11 protein-coding genes and 2 pseudogenes are annotated in these 16092 nt (G+C 59.3%); 9 read left to right on the top strand and 4 right to left on the bottom strand.

What is annotated here, in order from left to right:
* Positions 1-4 precede the first annotated feature (4 nt).
* From L0Z65_RS18290 to L0Z65_RS18265, 6 genes are all read left to right on the top strand, one after another.
* Positions 5-1003: an ABC transporter ATP-binding protein gene (locus L0Z65_RS18290; protein WP_392342179.1), complete on the top strand. Its 999-nt coding sequence runs from the start codon at positions 5-7 to the stop codon at positions 1001-1003.
* On the top strand, positions 1000-1998 hold the full coding sequence (locus tag L0Z65_RS18285) for an ABC transporter ATP-binding protein (RefSeq protein WP_392342177.1): 999 nt from the start codon (positions 1000-1002) through the stop codon (positions 1996-1998). Before L0Z65_RS18290 ends, L0Z65_RS18285 begins: the two co-directional genes overlap by 4 nt.
* Complete coding sequence (locus tag L0Z65_RS18280) at positions 1991-3793, top strand: M24 family metallopeptidase (protein ID WP_392342175.1); 1803 nt, start codon at positions 1991-1993, stop codon at positions 3791-3793. Before L0Z65_RS18285 ends, L0Z65_RS18280 begins: the two co-directional genes overlap by 8 nt.
* A 177-nt stretch (positions 3794-3970) precedes the next feature.
* Entirely contained in the window at positions 3971-4828 is an 858-nt protein-coding gene (locus L0Z65_RS18275) for a cache domain-containing protein (RefSeq protein ID WP_392342174.1), read from the top strand.
* A complete protein-coding gene (locus L0Z65_RS18270) occupies positions 4825-5745 on the top strand; it encodes a methyl-accepting chemotaxis protein (RefSeq protein ID WP_392342372.1) in 921 nt (306 codons plus the stop codon). The genes L0Z65_RS18275 and L0Z65_RS18270 overlap by 4 nt, the downstream gene beginning before the upstream one ends.
* On the top strand, positions 5702-6121 hold the full coding sequence (locus L0Z65_RS18265) for a methyl-accepting chemotaxis protein (RefSeq protein ID WP_405112816.1): 420 nt from the start codon (positions 5702-5704) through the stop codon (positions 6119-6121). The genes L0Z65_RS18270 and L0Z65_RS18265 overlap by 44 nt, the downstream gene beginning before the upstream one ends.
* An 824-nt stretch (positions 6122-6945) precedes the next feature.
* Here L0Z65_RS18265 and L0Z65_RS18260 read toward each other — a convergent pair.
* On the bottom strand, positions 6946-8439 hold the full coding sequence (locus L0Z65_RS18260; RefSeq protein WP_392342361.1) for an oligosaccharide flippase family protein: 1494 nt from the start codon (positions 8437-8439) through the stop codon (positions 6946-6948).
* A gap of 120 nt (positions 8440-8559) precedes the next feature.
* Complete coding sequence (locus L0Z65_RS18255) at positions 8560-9243, bottom strand: sugar transferase (protein WP_102898338.1); 684 nt, start codon at positions 9241-9243, stop codon at positions 8560-8562.
* 355 nt (positions 9244-9598) lie between these two features.
* Between L0Z65_RS18255 and L0Z65_RS18250 the strand changes: the two genes are divergently transcribed.
* Entirely contained in the window at positions 9599-10660 is a 1062-nt protein-coding gene (locus L0Z65_RS18250) for an aldose epimerase family protein (protein ID WP_392342359.1), read from the top strand.
* Positions 10653-12005 carry a cytochrome-c peroxidase gene (locus tag L0Z65_RS18245; RefSeq protein ID WP_392342357.1) on the top strand — a complete coding sequence of 451 codons (1353 nt, stop codon included), beginning with the start codon at positions 10653-10655 and terminating at the stop codon, positions 12003-12005. The genes L0Z65_RS18250 and L0Z65_RS18245 overlap by 8 nt, the downstream gene beginning before the upstream one ends.
* A gap of 12 nt (positions 12006-12017) precedes the next feature.
* On the opposite strand, the pseudogene L0Z65_RS18240 reads toward L0Z65_RS18245, so the two are convergent.
* Positions 12018-13576, bottom strand: a pseudogene (locus tag L0Z65_RS18240) (CRTAC1 family protein).
* Positions 13566-14780, bottom strand: coding sequence for an ROK family protein (locus L0Z65_RS18235; RefSeq protein ID WP_392342370.1), 1215 nt, complete (start codon positions 14778-14780; stop codon positions 13566-13568). The pseudogene L0Z65_RS18240 and the gene L0Z65_RS18235 overlap by 11 nt, the downstream one beginning before the upstream one ends.
* 186 nt (positions 14781-14966) lie before the next feature.
* Here L0Z65_RS18235 and xylF point away from each other — a divergent pair.
* Positions 14967-15993: pseudogene (gene xylF / locus L0Z65_RS18230) on the top strand (D-xylose ABC transporter substrate-binding protein).
* Positions 15994-16092: the final 99 nt, after the last annotated feature.

The raw sequence follows: 16092 nt of genomic DNA, 5'->3' as shown, positions 1-16092 counted from the left end.
ACCAATGACCATGCAAGAGACACATCCAGTTCTGGAGGTTCGCAACCTCTGTACCACCTTCCGGCGTGGTGGTGTGCTGCTGCCAGCGGTGCGTGATGTTAGTTTTGACCTCCGCCAGGGGGAGGTTCTTGGCCTTGTTGGGGAGAGCGGATCGGGCAAAAGCGTTACCCTGCGGTCGATCCTTGGGCTGACCCGCCGCCACGGCGAGGTCACGGGGGAGGTGCGTTGGAACGGGCGTGATATCTCCCGGCTGACGGATCGCCAGCTGCGTGGGGTACGCGGCGGTGAGATTGCGATGATTTTTCAGGAGCCGATGACCTCGCTTAACCCGCTGTTGACCGTGGGTTTGCAACTGACCGAGACGCTGAAGGCCCATACCGATCTGTCTCGCGCTGCGCGCCGGGACCGGGCCATTGAAATGCTGGATCACGTCGGGATACCCGCCGCGGCCTCCCGGTTGCAGGACTATCCGCATCAGTTTTCCGGCGGCATGCGCCAGCGGGTGATGATCGCCATCGCGCTGGCGGCGGAACCGAAGCTTCTGCTGGCGGATGAGCCGACCACCGCGCTGGATGTCACCATTCAGGCGCAGATCCTCGACCTGATCCTGCGTCTGTCGCAGGAGATGAACATGGGGGTTATTCTGGTCACCCATGATCTGGGGGTGGTGGCGCAAACCTGTGAAAACGTTGCGGTGATGTATGCCGGTCGCATCGTGGAACAGGGTGCGGTGCGACAGGTATTGCGCGCGCCAAGGCATCCTTACACTGCCGGGCTGATGCGGTCGGTGCCGCAGGATATCGCGCCGCGCACGCCGCTCTATTCCGTGCCGGGCACACCGCCGAGCCTTGAGATGCTGCCGCGGGGCTGCGCCTATGCGCCGCGTTGTGAGGGGCGAACGGAAGCCTGCCTCAACGCGCGTCCACCGCTGGAAACCATCAGTGCAGGGCGGCGCGCGGCTTGTTTCAATCCGGTGCCTGCCATTCACGGAGAAGTGGCATGACGCATCCGGTGATGGAGATTGATGATCTCAGCCTGACCTTTCAGCTGCCGCGCAGCCTGGTCGATGTGATACGCAAGAGGCCTGGGCGCGCTGTGCGGGCGCTGAATGGTGTCAGCCTGTCGCTGCAAAAGGGCGAAACCCTTGGCGTTGTTGGTGAATCCGGATGTGGAAAATCCACGTTGGCGCGCTGTATCGTGCGTCTCTATCAGCCGCAGAATGGCAGCATTCGCCACCACGGGCAGGATATTTTTGCTGAAGGGGCACGCAACGATCGCAGCTATAACCGGCGCGTGCAGATGATGTTTCAGGATCCCTATTCCTCGCTCAATCCGCGTATGACCTGTGGTCAGATCCTGAGCGAAGCTTTGCATGTGCATAAGATGCGTCCGGCGGATGATATCCCGGCGCGGGTGGATGAGCTGTTGGAGCTGGTCCGGCTGCCCGCTGATGCGGCTCAGAAACTGCCGCATGAGTTTTCCGGTGGCCAACGCCAGAGAATTGCGATTGCGCGGGCGCTGGCGGTGGAGCCAGAGGTGCTGATTGCTGATGAACTGGTGTCGGCGCTGGATGTCTCAGTTCAGGCGCAGGTGGTGAACCTGCTCCTGGAATTGCAGGAGCAACTGGATCTAACCATCCTGTTTGTCGCCCATGACCTGCGGCTGGTGCGTCATGTCTCACACCGGGTGGCGGTCATCTATCTGGGCCGCATCGTTGAAATCGGCGACAGTGAGACCCTGTTTGCCAACCCTGCTCATCCCTACTCACAGGCCTTGCTGAGTGCGGCGCCCTCGCTTGACCCGGATGATACGGGCGATGCGATCCGGCTGGAAGGCGAGTTGCCCTCGCCGTTGAATGTACCGCCGGGCTGCCCGTTTCATGTGCGCTGTGCTCATGCCACCGATGTCTGCAGGCGGGACGTTCCGCGCCTGCGCCCTCTTGGCGACCGGGGTGAGGTCGCCTGCCATCTTGCTGAAGAGATCTCTCAAAATGCCTGACACACTGCGCACGCCGCCAACTGCGGCCCGTATCGCTGATCTGCGTTTGGAACTGACCGCCCGCAACCTTGATGCCTTCATCCTGCCCCGGTTTGATGCCCATCAGGGGGAGTATGTCGCCCCGCATGACGAACGTTTGGCCTATATCACTGGGTTCACCGGCTCCGCCGGAATGGCGATTGTGACGGCAGAAACCGTCGCGGTGTTCGTCGATGGCCGCTACAGTGTGCAGGTTGCACATGAATGTGCAGGCCCCGTGTTTTCGCGGCTGCACATCTTTGATCAGCCGCCGGAACACTGGCTGGCCTCGGTCGCGCGGGAGGGCTGGCAGATAGGGTTTGACCCGATGCACCTGCCGCCAGGTTGGTATGACCGGTTTGCTGCGGCTTGCGCGCAGGCAGGCGCCGCAATGCAGCCGCAGCAGGACAATCCGGTGGATGCCATTTGGCAGCATCAGCCGCCCCCGCCATCGGGCAAGATTACGGTATTCCCTGTGCAGTTGTCAGGGTGCAGTTGTGTCGAGAAATCCTCGGATTTGGTTGCGCATCTAAACGAGAAAGGCGCGGAATGTCTGGTCGAGACTCAGCCAGACAACATCGCGTGGTTGTTGAACGTGCGCGGTGATGATGTCGCGTTTAATCCAATGCCACAGTCTTTTCTCATCGTCGACCGGAGCGGCGCGATTGCATGGTTTGTAGATTCAGCCAAGCTGAATGACGAGGTGAAGGATCATCTTCCCGCCGCCGTGACCGTCTATCCAATGCCAGAGTTTCTAAGCACTCTGCGCCGTCTATGCGTCGCGGGCGCGGGGGTGCTGTTTGACCCTGATTTCTCACCCGTGGCTGTCCGCGAGACGATTGCGGAAGCCGGGGCCACGCCGGTTGCAATGGCCAGCGCGTTGACCCGGGCGAAAGCGATCAAGAATCCGGTGGAGCTGACGGGGCTGCACAACTGTCATGTTCAGGATGGTGTCGCCTGGGCTGAGTTTTCGTGCTGGCTCGCCGAAGCCGTCCCGGCCCGTGCCGCCCTTGGCCATCCGGTGACCGAGCGCGAAGTCGAAGCGAAAATCCTGTCCTTTCGACAAGACCGCCCCGGTTTCCTGACCGAGAGTTTCCAGACAATCTCCGCTGCTGGGGGAAATGCTGCCATGTGCCATTACGCAGCTACCAACGGTCGGAATGCGCCGATACTGCCAGAGCACCCCTACCTGTTGGACAGCGGCGGCCAGTATGAGACAGGGACCACCGATGCCACCCGCAGCTATGCGTTTGATCTGCGTCCCGAAGGATACGACCGGGCCTATACTGCGGTGTTCAAAGCCTTCCATGCGCTTGCCACGCTGCGGTTTCCGCGCGGTACCCAAGGGCATCATATAGATGCGATCTGCCGACGCCCGCTCTGGGATCTAGGTCTTGATTACGATCATGGCACCGGTCACGGGATCGGGCACCGGTTGTCGGTTCACGAACACCCCCAACGCATCGGTAAGCCCTTTAACCCGGTGGATCTGACCGCAGGCATGGTGGTGTCGATTGAGCCGGGCTACTATGAGGCTGATCGGTTTGGTATCCGCATCGAGAATATCTTTGAAATCATTGAAGAACCGAATGGTTTCTTAGCGTTTCGGAATATGACCTGGGCCCCGATACAGACAGACATGTTGATCCCCGGTGCATTGACTGCGGCTGAACGGCTGTGGCTGAACAGCTATCATCAACAGGTGTCACAACGGCTGGCGCCGTTGCTAAGTGAGGCTGCACAGGCGTGGCTGTCTGCGGTGACTGCGGAGATCTGATGGGGCCGCACTCCCGTTGGAGCGGTGGAACGCAGGGGCGTTAAAATTACCTCCAATCTGATTGAAATCTGCTGGGTAAACCTGATTGGACCTGCGCTTTGAAAGCATGGGTCAACACTTTGTTCAGGCCGATGTGGGAGAGATCGTTAAAGACGAGCCTTCCAAGTGGAGATTTCAATGCCAGCTCTGTTCAATACAATTTCAGGCAAGCTTCTTGCCGCGACCACGGTTGCTATCACCGGGTTGATGCTGTGCTTCAGCGTCTTCACGGCTCTTAATGAGTCCAAACAGGTTCGAGAGCGGGTCCTGGAAGGCGCATCCCAACGCGCCTCGGACATTGCCCAGAGCCTGTCTTCGCAACTGGTTGAGGCAACCTCGGCCGCATCTGCTCTCGGGGGAGCCTTGTCCGGCTACATCGAAGATGGCGAAGCGACCACCGCCGATCTGATCAAAATCATGGAAGGTGTACCCGGACGCTATGATCTTGTGTTTTCCTCCTGGATGTCCGCAATCCCTGATGGCGCCACCGAGGATTTCATCACGGGACCCGAAGGCCGCAATGCGGATGGGATCTTTGCCGCCTATTGGACCAAATCCGATGCGGGCGGGTTGAACTTCGAGACCTTCAATGTTGACCCGAATGACACATCCGAGTGGTATCGCCTGCCCATCGACAGCGGTGAGAGTGTGATTACCGAGCCATATCTTTCCAATGAAAACAGGCTGCTGACATCGGTGTCCGTCCCGGTCAACGCAAAGGGGCAGATCGTGGGTGTTGCGGGCGTAGATATCGTTCTCGACAATCTGGGCGACTTCGTTCGTGGGCTCTCCGTCTATGAGGGTGGTAGTGTTATGCTGCTGGGGCAGGGGGGAAATGGCTCTCTCATCCGGACCCGGAAATGTTGGTCCAAGCCTTTGAAGGTGAGGAAGTCGCTGAATTTCAGGCTGCTGTTGAAACGGGTGCGGTGCAGATTGTCTCTGATCGTGCGGACGGATCTACACGTCTGTTCTACCCGTTTACCGCCTATGGTATGAACAAGACCTGGGTGGTGGTTCTGGATGTCCCGCGTCACGTATTCGTCGACCCCGTCAAGGCGAGCATTTATGAACAGCTGGTTGCAAATGTACTGTTGCTGGGGCTGACCCTGGCGACGATCTTCTTTTCGGTTCGTTCATTGGTCCGGCGCCCTCTGGGAAAGATGCTTGGCGTCATGAAGGACCTGACCGAGGGGAAAGTCCACGAACCTGTTGATATCCCAAAGCGAAAAGACGAGATCGGGGCGATGGCGGTTTCCATTGAAACCCTGCGTCAGGGCCTTGCCTCCAAGGAGGAGCTGGAGGCAACTCAATTGCGCGAGAAACAACAGCAGGAAGAGGTTGTCAGAACACTTGCACAGCAGCTCCAGCAATTGGCTGGTGGACGGTTGGATGTCAAAATCCACGATGAAATGCCACGCCAGTACGAGGCGCTGCGCCAGGATTTCAACAACACGGTTGAACAACTGAGCAAGCTGATCACCTCGGTCAATGACTCCGCTGACTCCATTGATACCGGGCTGACGGAAATTGCGTCTGCAACCAATGATCTGTCCCAGCGGACTGAGCAATCCGCACTGCAGCTGGAAGAGACGGCTGCCTCGCTGAGCGAGCTTACGCAAAACGTACAGCACGTCGCCAGCGGTGCCCGCGAAACCGACGCCCTGGTCACCTCTGTGAGCCAGAATGCAACAAACAGTTCAGCCGTCGCACGCGAAACGGTGGATGCAATGGATTCCATTGCCGCGACGTCCGAGCAGATCACGCGGATCACCGGTATGATTGATGACATTGCGTTCCAGACCAACCTCCTGGCATTGAATGCCGGCTGTCGAAGCCGCGCGGGCGGGCGAAGCAGGGCGCGGGTTCTCCGTGGTCGCGGCGGAAGTCCGCAGTCTTGCCCTGCGCTCGTCTGAATCCGCGCTCGAAATTAAGAAGCTGATTACCGCGTCCGAGGCGCAGGTGGCCCATGGTGTTGATCTGGTCGGCCGGACCAACGACTCACTGACCACGATCATGAATGCCATCGGTAGTATTTCCGAACATGTCGGCGATATTGCGAAGCAGGCGGACGAACAGTCCAAAGGCATCTCTGAGCTGAATGGGGCCATGAGCACGCTGGAGTCTGCACAACAACAGAACGCCGCCATGTGCGAAGAGACCGCCGCGGCCTGTAGCTCTCTCGATCATGAGACGACGAATCTGTCCCGACTGGTCACGGCGTTTCAGACGGGTGACCGCGCACAGCCCCAGCAACCGCAGACCCAGCATGGCTACGTTGCGGCTGCCTAGTCGTCCTGAAGCACCAGGTGCCCGCACCGTCGCGGGATCAGTCACAGCGTGACAGCTGATGGTCAGGGGGCGTGGGGCGGTTGTGTTTGGCATCATACGTCCGGCCCACCTGCACGGCGCACCGGTCGATGGTTCGCCTCTCTTGAGGGTGCAATGACAACAGGCCACCGCTCCTTGCCTGGGGCGGTGGCATTTTACGATGCCGTCACCGGGGATGTGCAGGGGTTCCGCACGCCGTGAAGCCGCTAGATGATTGATATCTCGAAAATGGCTCGGCACCGTGCCGTTACTGTCAATTTCTATGCGCCTGACACGGGGTTGCCCGTGGGAATTCTGGCGCGCCGGGGCGAACTGGCGATGCGACATAGAGCCTGCAGGCGGCCGCTGTTTGGCGCAGTGTTACGGTGTCCTGATCGGCCCCTCAGCTGCGCCGTGACAGCGGCGCATGGCAGGGGATCGTGGTGTCGAGGTGCCGCTTTTGCCGGGTTTGGGCATCGCCTTATCGTCAAAAGGCTGGTGGAACCCGCTGAGCTGGCGAATTGAATTTTCGCGAAGAGGGCTCGACTATGTTGCGAGTCCCAGTTTTTGAAGCCGAGCGGATATGGAGCACCATAACCGCTGATCCTGTCCGGATCAGACCACGCGGGCAGTGCAGGGTGAGTGATCAATGAAAATGCCCGGTTGAGTGCTGCCAGACGCCCTCGATGGGTTGGGACGAGTGATGTTAGCCCCGCCGCGCGCCGCGATACTGTTGCGCTATGTCAGTAGTGTACGCTGGTTCCGGCTAGCTGCTGTTCTCGCAGACTGCTTGACCGTGGTCGACGTCACTGAGCGCTATGGTTTCGGCTGCTACGGATTTTGTCCAATATTTGTTGCAGCCGGTCCCCCCCAACCAGGAAGATCATGATGACATAGGTGGGAATGGCCACGGCAAACTGCGCCAGCAGTTGCGACGTCCCATACATCGGAGGTCCCAATTCGCGCAGCGCAAACAAGGCGATGGCCATCATGGACACGGATATCAGGGCCGGTCGCAGGGCATCGAAGATATATGTTGCCGCCGACATATCGAGTATTTTTAGGGTTTTGCGTGTTGCGATTGGCCACAGCAGGAAGGAAATGCCTACGAGCGCGAACATGATCCGGTTCAGGCCTTCAGGTGCCAGCAGCAGAATTGCGGCAAATCCCGACAGGCTGACAACACATTCGAAGCCGAACCACCATCTTGCATGGCCTGAGAACCGAACCAGAGACGCCTGCATGACACCGATGCTCATCATCAGGCTCAGCATGGCAAAACATTGCAGCGGATAGATTGCCGCCAGCCATTTGCTGCCAAAGACAAAGGGGATGGCGGTTGGTGCCACGATGATAAAGCCGATGAAGAGTGGAAAGGCAGCAGTTGCTGCGGCAAAGCTGCTGAGGATAAACGCCTCGCGGCGTTGATTTTTTTCCGTTTGCAGGCTGGCAAACAGGACTCTGGTGACTGGCAGCAGGGTCCCGATGGTCAGCTCCTGCAGGATTTCGCAGATCCTACGGGCGAAGAAGAAAATACCGAGCACAGTCGGCCCTGCAACAATCCCCAGAAGAATCTGGTTGATCTTGGTCGGTTCGATCATCCGCCCACCCATGGTGAACAGGGTGAAACCGCGCAAATCAGTCAGTGCCGCGCGCGACAGCTGAAATCCCGGACGCCAATCCGCAGTCCAATAGGACACAATGCAGCCAACCACTGCGGTGATGACCTGTGCCATGATTAGCGCCCAGATGGCATAGCCTTGTAGGACAAGCAGCAGGCAACCCGCCGCACCTAACCCGTTGGCCAGCGTTGTGCGCAGGGCAATATGGCGAAACTCCATCCGCCGGTTCACCAGGGCGGCCGGGATATTTCCAAGCGATACGAAGAGGATGCGCAGGGACAAGACCGGCAGAATGACTGCCAGCACATCGAGACTGGTCCAGCTTGCGATCAGCGGAGCTGTGAAAACCAAGACCGCGATCGCGGCCAAGGCAATGGCCATGGTCAGCCAGAATGCGCTGTCCAGATGCGCCTGCCTCAGATCGCTGCGTTGAATAATGGCGTCGCCCAGGGGGAGGGGCACCAAGGTCATCACCCAAATCACAATTGATGTCGCAAGGGCCACCGCGCCAAAATCGGCAGGCTCCAGCAGCAGCGAGGTGACGAGGAAAACAACAACGGTGAGACCATTGCTGACCATGATGTTGACGAAAGACCAGAACACCCCGAGCAACGCGAGGCGGCCGCGGCCTCTTGATACATGGCTCAGTGTTGATGCGTCGGTATTGCTGTCGTGCATTCTGGTCGTCCCGCTATTGCAGTGAGGGAACCTGATGCCGCGCGGCTCTCCGCCGCTGACACAGGCTGTGATCCCTTTTGCCTTCGTCCGGACAGTATCGCATAGGGCTTAATGGCGTCTTTACCGTCCGGTCCGGCCGATAACCGACAGACCCGTCAACAGGATCAGTTTGATATCAAAGCTGAATGTCCGGCGTGCGAGGTAATCAATATCAAAAGAGACGCGATCCTCATAGCTGACGTCATTGCGCCCGGATACCTGCCACAAGCCAGTGATTCCCGGTTTCTGGCTGAGATAGATCGGCGCGGCGGATCCATATTTGCTCAACTCGCACCGCACGATTGGCCGTGGCCCGACAAAGCTCATGTCGCCGCGCAGCACATTCCAGATCTGCGGCAGCTCGTCCAGGCTGCTGCGACGCAGGAACAGGCCCAGGCCGGTGATCCGCGGGTCCCGGCTCAGCTTACGGTCGCGCGCCCATTCCTGAGCCGCCTTGGCGTCGGTTTTCAGATGTTCGGCCAATACGTCTTCGGCACCGTGGATCATGGTGCGGATTTTCCAGCAGGTGAAGGGGGTACCGTCTTTCCCGATGCGCGTGTGGCCGAAGAAGCCCGGCCCCCCGTCGCGTCGGCTGATCATCCACAGAAGGGCAATCACCGGCGAAAGTAGCGGAAACAGTATCAGGGCCAAGAGGATATCGAGAAGGCGTTTCCCGATGATGGCGTAAAGGCCAATACGCCTTGGAGCGGCCTGCTCGCAGCCGACGGGTGAGCGCAGGTTGTCGAAATTTGTAATGTCGCTCATGTCTTACCCCGATCTTCAACCTCGCGGTGCCAACATGAATGTCGACAGGGTCGCTATTTGCTCTTGGTGGCTGCGACCTCATCCGCCTTTCCTAAGATTTGATTCAAATTCGTGGCAAGAATTTGTCTTAAACAGAGTATTGCTTGGGCGTTGTCTGAATGTCGGGGCTGCGTCTGGTGTCTGGCGTGACCAATGACATGTGTGGCTGACACCGCCGCCGAAATCTCAGCTGTTCGTTTCTCAGCCACCTGTGTCGGCTGAATTGACAGCTCTGGTGCAACCTATTAATTTGATATTCGAAATAAATATCCCACATCAGGACTAGTCGGGGTTCTGTAGCTAAGGACACCCATTCATGCCATCAGCCAGCCAGTCATCTATTGGAGGATCCGCTCCGCCGCACGCGCATCTGCCGGAGACTGCCGCTGATCAGCTGCGATGGCTGGATCTGGAGACTGATCATCTGCGGCTTCGGGTCCTCAACTTCGGCGCGGTCACGGCACGGCTGGATCTGCGCGTCGGTGATGGATGGGTGCCGATGGTTCTGGGCTATCATGATATGGTCTCCTATCTGGGGGACCCTTTCTATCTGGGCGCTATTGTTGGCCGGGTGGCCAATCGCGTTGGCGGCGCGGGTTTCGATGTGGCGGGGCGGCGGGTTGCACTGGATGCCAATGAGGGGGGCAATCAGCTGCATGGTGGGACGGCGGGTCTCGGGCGGGTGTTCTGGGAAATCCAGCAGGTGGCCGATGATGCGGCGGAGCTGAGATATACCTCAGCTGATGGTGAGAATGGCTATCCCGGGTGCGCTGAATTCCTGCTGCGGATCACAGTGTCCGGCGCCAGTGTCAGCTATGATATGAGTGCCAGCGTTGATCAGACGACACCAATCAATCTGGCGCAGCACAATTACTATACGCTGGGTGTCACCGGCGACATTTGGGGGCATCGCCTCTGCTGTCCTGCGGCCGCCTATCTTCCGCTTCGCCCGGACGGGGTGCCAACAGGCGCGATTGCGCCGGTCGCGGGGACCTCGTTGGATTTTACCGTTGGGCAGTCTTTTGCAGAACTGGATCCACAGCGGCGCGGGACCGACACTCATGTCATCTTTGCCAAGGGTGTCGATAGCCATATGCCGGAGGTTGCAAAGTTGACTGCTCCAAACGGGGTCGCCATGCGGGTTTTTTCGGATCAGCCGGGTGCGCAGATCTATACCGCGACACATCTGAACAGCGCGGTGAAGGCACAGGGCGGGCAGCAGCTTGCACCCTTTGCCGCTGTCTGTATCGAGCCGCAGGGGTTCCCGGATGCGGTCAATCAACCTGATTTCCCAAGTGTTATGTTGCAACCGGGGCGGCCGTACCATCAGAGGTTGTCATTGAATTTCTCAACAAATGAGGCGGATCAGGATGACTGAGTATTGGCGTCGGAGCGGCCTGCTGGGGTGTGTTATCGCTAGTCTGAGCCTTGTGGCCTACGCTCGCGGGGGCATCGCAGAGACCAAGCATCAGCCCTTGGATCTGGGTCCACGTCCGAGTTTCGCGCTGATGGATCAGGCACAGGTCGAGTTGGGGCAGCTCCTGTTCTACGATCCGATCCTGTCAGGCAATCGCAATATCAGCTGCGCCAGCTGTCATCATCCGCGGTTTGGCACTGGTGATGGTGTGTCGTTGTCGCTGGGTGAGGGGGCCAGAGGGCTGGGCCCCAAACGACAGGTGGATCCCGAAAACCTGCCGGAGCAACGCATCCCGCGCAATGCGCCCGCACTTTGGAACCTTGGCGCGCGCGGGATGGATGTGATGTTTCATGACGGTCGTCTGGAAGCAGATCCCGCCTACGGATCAGGTATTCGTACACCGCTGGAGGGCGATATGCTGTCTGGGTTTGACTCGGCGCTGTCTGCTCAGGCGATGTTTCCGGTACTTTCAGCAGATGAGATGGCGGGCCATTACGGCGAAAACGAGGTGTCCCGCGCGGTGCGTTTGGGTCAGTTGAGTCATCCGGGCGGTGCATGGGACCTGATTGCGGGTCGGGTGGCGGATATTCCGGAGTACAGGCAGCGGTTTGATCGCGTGCTAGGCGCTGGGGCTCCCATTCGGTTCACGGATATCGGCAATATGCTTGCCGCCTTTATCAGGTTTGAGTGGCGGGCCGATGACAGCCCGTTTGATCGTGCGCAGAGGGAGGGAGAGCCGCTGCCAGCCGTTGCGGCGCGGGGGCAGGGCTTGTTTTATGGCGCAGCAGGCTGCAGCCAATGCCATTCCGGCTGGTTGCAGACGGACAATGGGTTTCACGCAATCGCAATGCCACAACTCGGACCGGGAAAGGCGGCGCGGTTTGAAGCGCATGCCCGCGATGAAGGCCGGCTACGTGTCACCGGAACCCCTGATGATGCGTATAGGTTTCGCACCCCCTCGTTGCGGAATGTGGCGCTGACGGCGCCCTATGGGCACAGCGGCGCCTATGCCACGCTGGAGGCGGTTGTGCGTCACCATCTGGACCCGCTGGACGCGTTGATGGCATATGACCGCAGTCAGGTGGTTCTGCCTGCACTTTCGGGCGCGGTAGATTGGGCCGCATTGGATGATCCTGCGGAGGTGCAGCGTATCGCATCCGCCAATGATCTGGCGTCTGTTGCGCTGAGTGACGGTGAGATCGCCGATCTTGTTGCCTTTCTTGAGGCTCTGACCGATCGCACAGCGGCGGCGGGGCGGCTTGGCGTGCCTGATACCGTGCCCTCAGGCCTGCCCGTGGAGCAGTAGGCCCGGACAGGGCTACTGGATCACTGTAATATGCTGGTTGGGTGGCACCGCCTGCCACTCGGTTGTCTCTCCATCCGGCCAGACCACACGCAATTGCAGGCCCTGCGCCTCTCCCAGACCAAAATGTAGATCGCCGCAGCGGAACCGCCAGCGTGACCTCCACCAACCGTGATTTCGCGGGTATGGATCTGGGTTCCGGTGTCCAGTTCGACAAAGGCACCGATGGCTTGGGTGTTTGGCGCAGCGCCCCGCAACGAGAGGGAGAGCCAGTTACCTGTGGCTTGAGTGGCGTTCTGATAAAGCTCCATCGGCGCGCGACGGTTGACCACGGCGATGTCAAGGCGGCCATCCAGATTGAAGTCACGCAGAACGGCGCCACGAGACCGGGCCATGCTGGCGATTTGTGCCGCTGCGGCGGCATCCGTAAATCGCCCGTCAACACCTTGGATCAAAAGTGTATTTGGGTCACGCATGGCGGCGTCTGGCATCTGTTCCACATTGCCTTTGGTCACGAAGATATCGTCACGCCCGTCGTTGTTCACATCACCGAAATCCGCGTGCCATCCGGTGGAGGGTCGCCCGTCGCCGCCGCTGGTTGGACGATGGGCGGTTGTTCCGTAGTCGTAGGTCACATCGCGGTAGGACGGGCCGATACCGGCCGGGTCAAACAGCTGAAGCTTCTGATCCCCCATCGAGGTGAGATAGACATCAGAGAACCCATCGCCATTGAGATCGCGCGACGCGATTCCCATGCCCCAGAGGTGATAGGGGGCCCAGCCGTCATCCTGCTGGTACAGCACCGGCGGCGTGGTCATCTTCCACATCTGTTCCTGCCCGTCGCGAACGTAATAGTGCCGGTCATTGCTGATGCGAAGGTCGGCGCGTCCCTGCGCAGGCCCGTCAGCGCGTCGGTGCCAGTTGGTGAACAGCATGGATAGGGCACAATAGCCGGGTTTGAGCCTGTTTGGCGGGCCGTATCTATGCCCCTCGGGGCGATAGAGCAGCGTGTCATCACAGGCCTCAAAAGGACCATCCGGGTTGCTCCGGTCTACGTAGGTGCCGAAGGCCAGAGTGGGGAGTTGCGCCCCATTTTCCCATGTCGCGGAGAAGGCAGTGGTCCAGTGATCACCACTGGAAAATCCAAGATCATCAAATGGTTCGAACCGGCAGTCCCCGATGCCACGCAGCAATTGGTCGGCGCCGACACGCAACACGGCGAGATCCAGAATCCCGTCACCGTCAATATCCAGCGGATAGATGCCGGTGACCCCCGTTGGCGCCAAGGCTTCTGGCGTATCGGCTGTAAACTGCACATTTGCACCGGGGGTCTTGGTCCGATTGACCATCAGCTGAACCGGGTTGCTGCCACCCGCGGCCACCAGATCGGGAAATCTGTCGCCGTTGCAATCAAGTGAAGCCAACCCTCCGCCCACGAAATGCTCCCAGCCGCCATCATAGATATGCGCGGCGATCGGGCGTGGGGTGAAAGCGGGCGGCTCAGATCCGTTGGCAAATGCAAGCTGCGGCAGAAGGCACAGCGGTGCCAGACGTAGACGGATCCTAACCGGCATGGCTTGCAACCTCGCGGATGGTGAGGGCCGAGACTTCTTCAATCGCATAGGCTGCGGCGCCTTTCGCCCACATCTGATTGCCCCAGCCATGCACGCGCACCTCTGGCAGGGGGCCATCCACCTGCACGACCCAGCGGCGCATTTCTTCGACCACCTTGTCAGAGGACAGATAACCAAAAGCCAGCTGCGCGCCTGCGAGAACAATCATCTGCGGGTCAAAGATATTGACGATGTTCGCCAGCCCCATGGCAAACATCCGCCCGGCGCGATCGAGGATAGATTGCGCCATCATGTCGCCATCAGCCACCGCCGCATAAAGCGAGGCAAGATCCTTGTGCCGTTCGACTCCACTGGTGATATTTGCCTCACGCAGCAGGGCATAGTCGCCAACATAGGCCTCCAGACAGCCACGTTGCCCACACTGGCAAAGCGCACCTTCCAACTGCACCTTGATATGGCCGAACTCTGCACCGCAGCCACGCGCGCCACGATAGATCTGGTTGTCAATAACGATGCCCATGCCGACGCCGTGCTCGACGGTGACAACGACAAAGTTGCTGCGGGTGTCGCCTTCGCCGAACAGATGCTCTGCTTTGGCGACTAGGTTGGCGTCATTGTCGATGAACACCGGCATGCTGAGGTGCGACTTTAGAGCACTGCCGAGGTCAATGTTGCGCACATTGAGCGATGAGGACCAATAGATGAAATTTCGCTCCGCATCCATGACACCTGCCATGCCGATGCCGACGCCGGAGATCTGCGCGCGGGTCAGCCCACCTTTGGCGCAGCTTTGATCCAGCGCCTCGACAATTTTCTCGCACAGGGCATCCGGGGACATCTGACCGCCACGCAGGGGCATTTCGTGGCTGATCAATTCGGTGCCTTCGAAATCGGTGATCAGCGTGGTGATGGCGTGATGGGACAGTTTCAGCCCTGCGATATGATGTGCGCTGCCCCGAATTTTGAGGGCAACCCGTGGACGGCCCCGTTTGGCGCCGCGCGCCGTGTCGGGGCTGACTTCCTCAATTAACCCGGCGGACAGCAGTTCAGCGGTGATTGCGGTGACAGTGGCCGGGCTGATCCGGGTGATCTGGGCAATATCGATTCGGGCGATCTGCCCGGCGGCGCGTATGGTATCAAATACCTGTAGGCGGCTGCTTTCGCGCAACTCGCCGGAATGTGAAAGCCTGTCCGATTTGACCACCATATTTCCCCCTTATTGTCGGGTGGGTTATCGCAGGAAACGACCGACCGACAAGATATCCAACCTCATGATACATTATTTAATTTGAGTTTCAAAAAAAATAATGTTAGGGATATCAGGACGGGCATGCAGCGAGGGGGGACCTGACTGCTGCACGGGCCCGCAACGACCCGAGGGAGGAAAACAATGAAATTCTTGAGTGGCGTATCCGCACTGGCTTTTGCCGCAACCGCGAGCATGGCCCTTGCCGAAGATGTGACCGTTGGCGTCAGCTGGTCGAACTTTCAGGAAGAACGCTGGAAAACCGACGAAGCCGCGATCAAGGCCGCGCTGGAAGCAAAAGGTGCAACCTATGTGTCTGCAGATGCGCAGTCATCTTCGGCAAAGCAGCTTTCTGACATCGAAAGCCTGATCGCACAGGGCGTTGATGCGCTGATCGTACTGGCCCAGGATGCCCAGGCCATCGGCCCGGCCGTGCAGGCCGCCGCAGACGAGGGCATTCCTGTTGTTGCCTATGACCGCCTGATCGAAGACGGCCGTGCGTTCTACCTGACCTTTGACAACGTCGAAGTGGGCCGGATGCAGGCGCGCGCCGTGCTGGAGGCCCAACCCAGCGGCAACTATGTGATGATCAAGGGCTCGCCCACCGATCCCAACGCCGATTTCCTGCGCGGTGGACAGCAGGAGATCATTCAGGCGGCAATCGACAGCGGTGATATCAAAATCGTTGGCGAGGCCTATACCGATGGCTGGCTGCTTAGCCAATGCACAGCGGAACATGGAGCAGATCCTGACCGCTAATGACAACAAGGTTGATGCGGTTGTTGCCTCCAATGATGGCACCGCCGGTGGTGTTGTTGCCGCGCTGACCGCGCAGGGCATGGAAGGCATCGCGGTTTCCGGTCAGGATGGGGATCACGCTGCACTCAACCGTGTTGCCAAGGGCACGCAGACTGTATCTGTGTGGAAAGACGCCCGTGATCTGGGCAAGGCTGCGGCAAACATCGCGGTCGAAATGGCCGAAGGTTCTGCCATGGGTGATGTTGCGGGCGGCGCTGCCTGGACCTCTCCTGCGGGCACTGAGCTGACCGCGCGCTTCCTGGAGCCGATCCCGGTAACCGCCGACAACCTGTCGGTTGTTGTGGATGCTGGATGGATCACCAAAGAAGCGCTGTGCCAGGGTGTGACCAACGGCCCCGCGCCCTGCAACTAAGCTGCGGCTGAGAACGCTCGGCTGCTGCGTTTCAAACCGGCGCGCGCCCACAATACGGTCCTGATCGGATCGGGCGCGCGTCCCTCCTTTAAATACCGC

It is taken from the genome of Phaeobacter sp. BS52, from assembly GCF_045040595.1.
Classification (GTDB): Bacteria; Pseudomonadota; Alphaproteobacteria; order Rhodobacterales; family Rhodobacteraceae; genus Phaeobacter; species Phaeobacter piscinae.
Note: the sequence above shows the minus strand (reverse complement) of the source record. Positions and strands in the feature narration are given on the sequence as shown.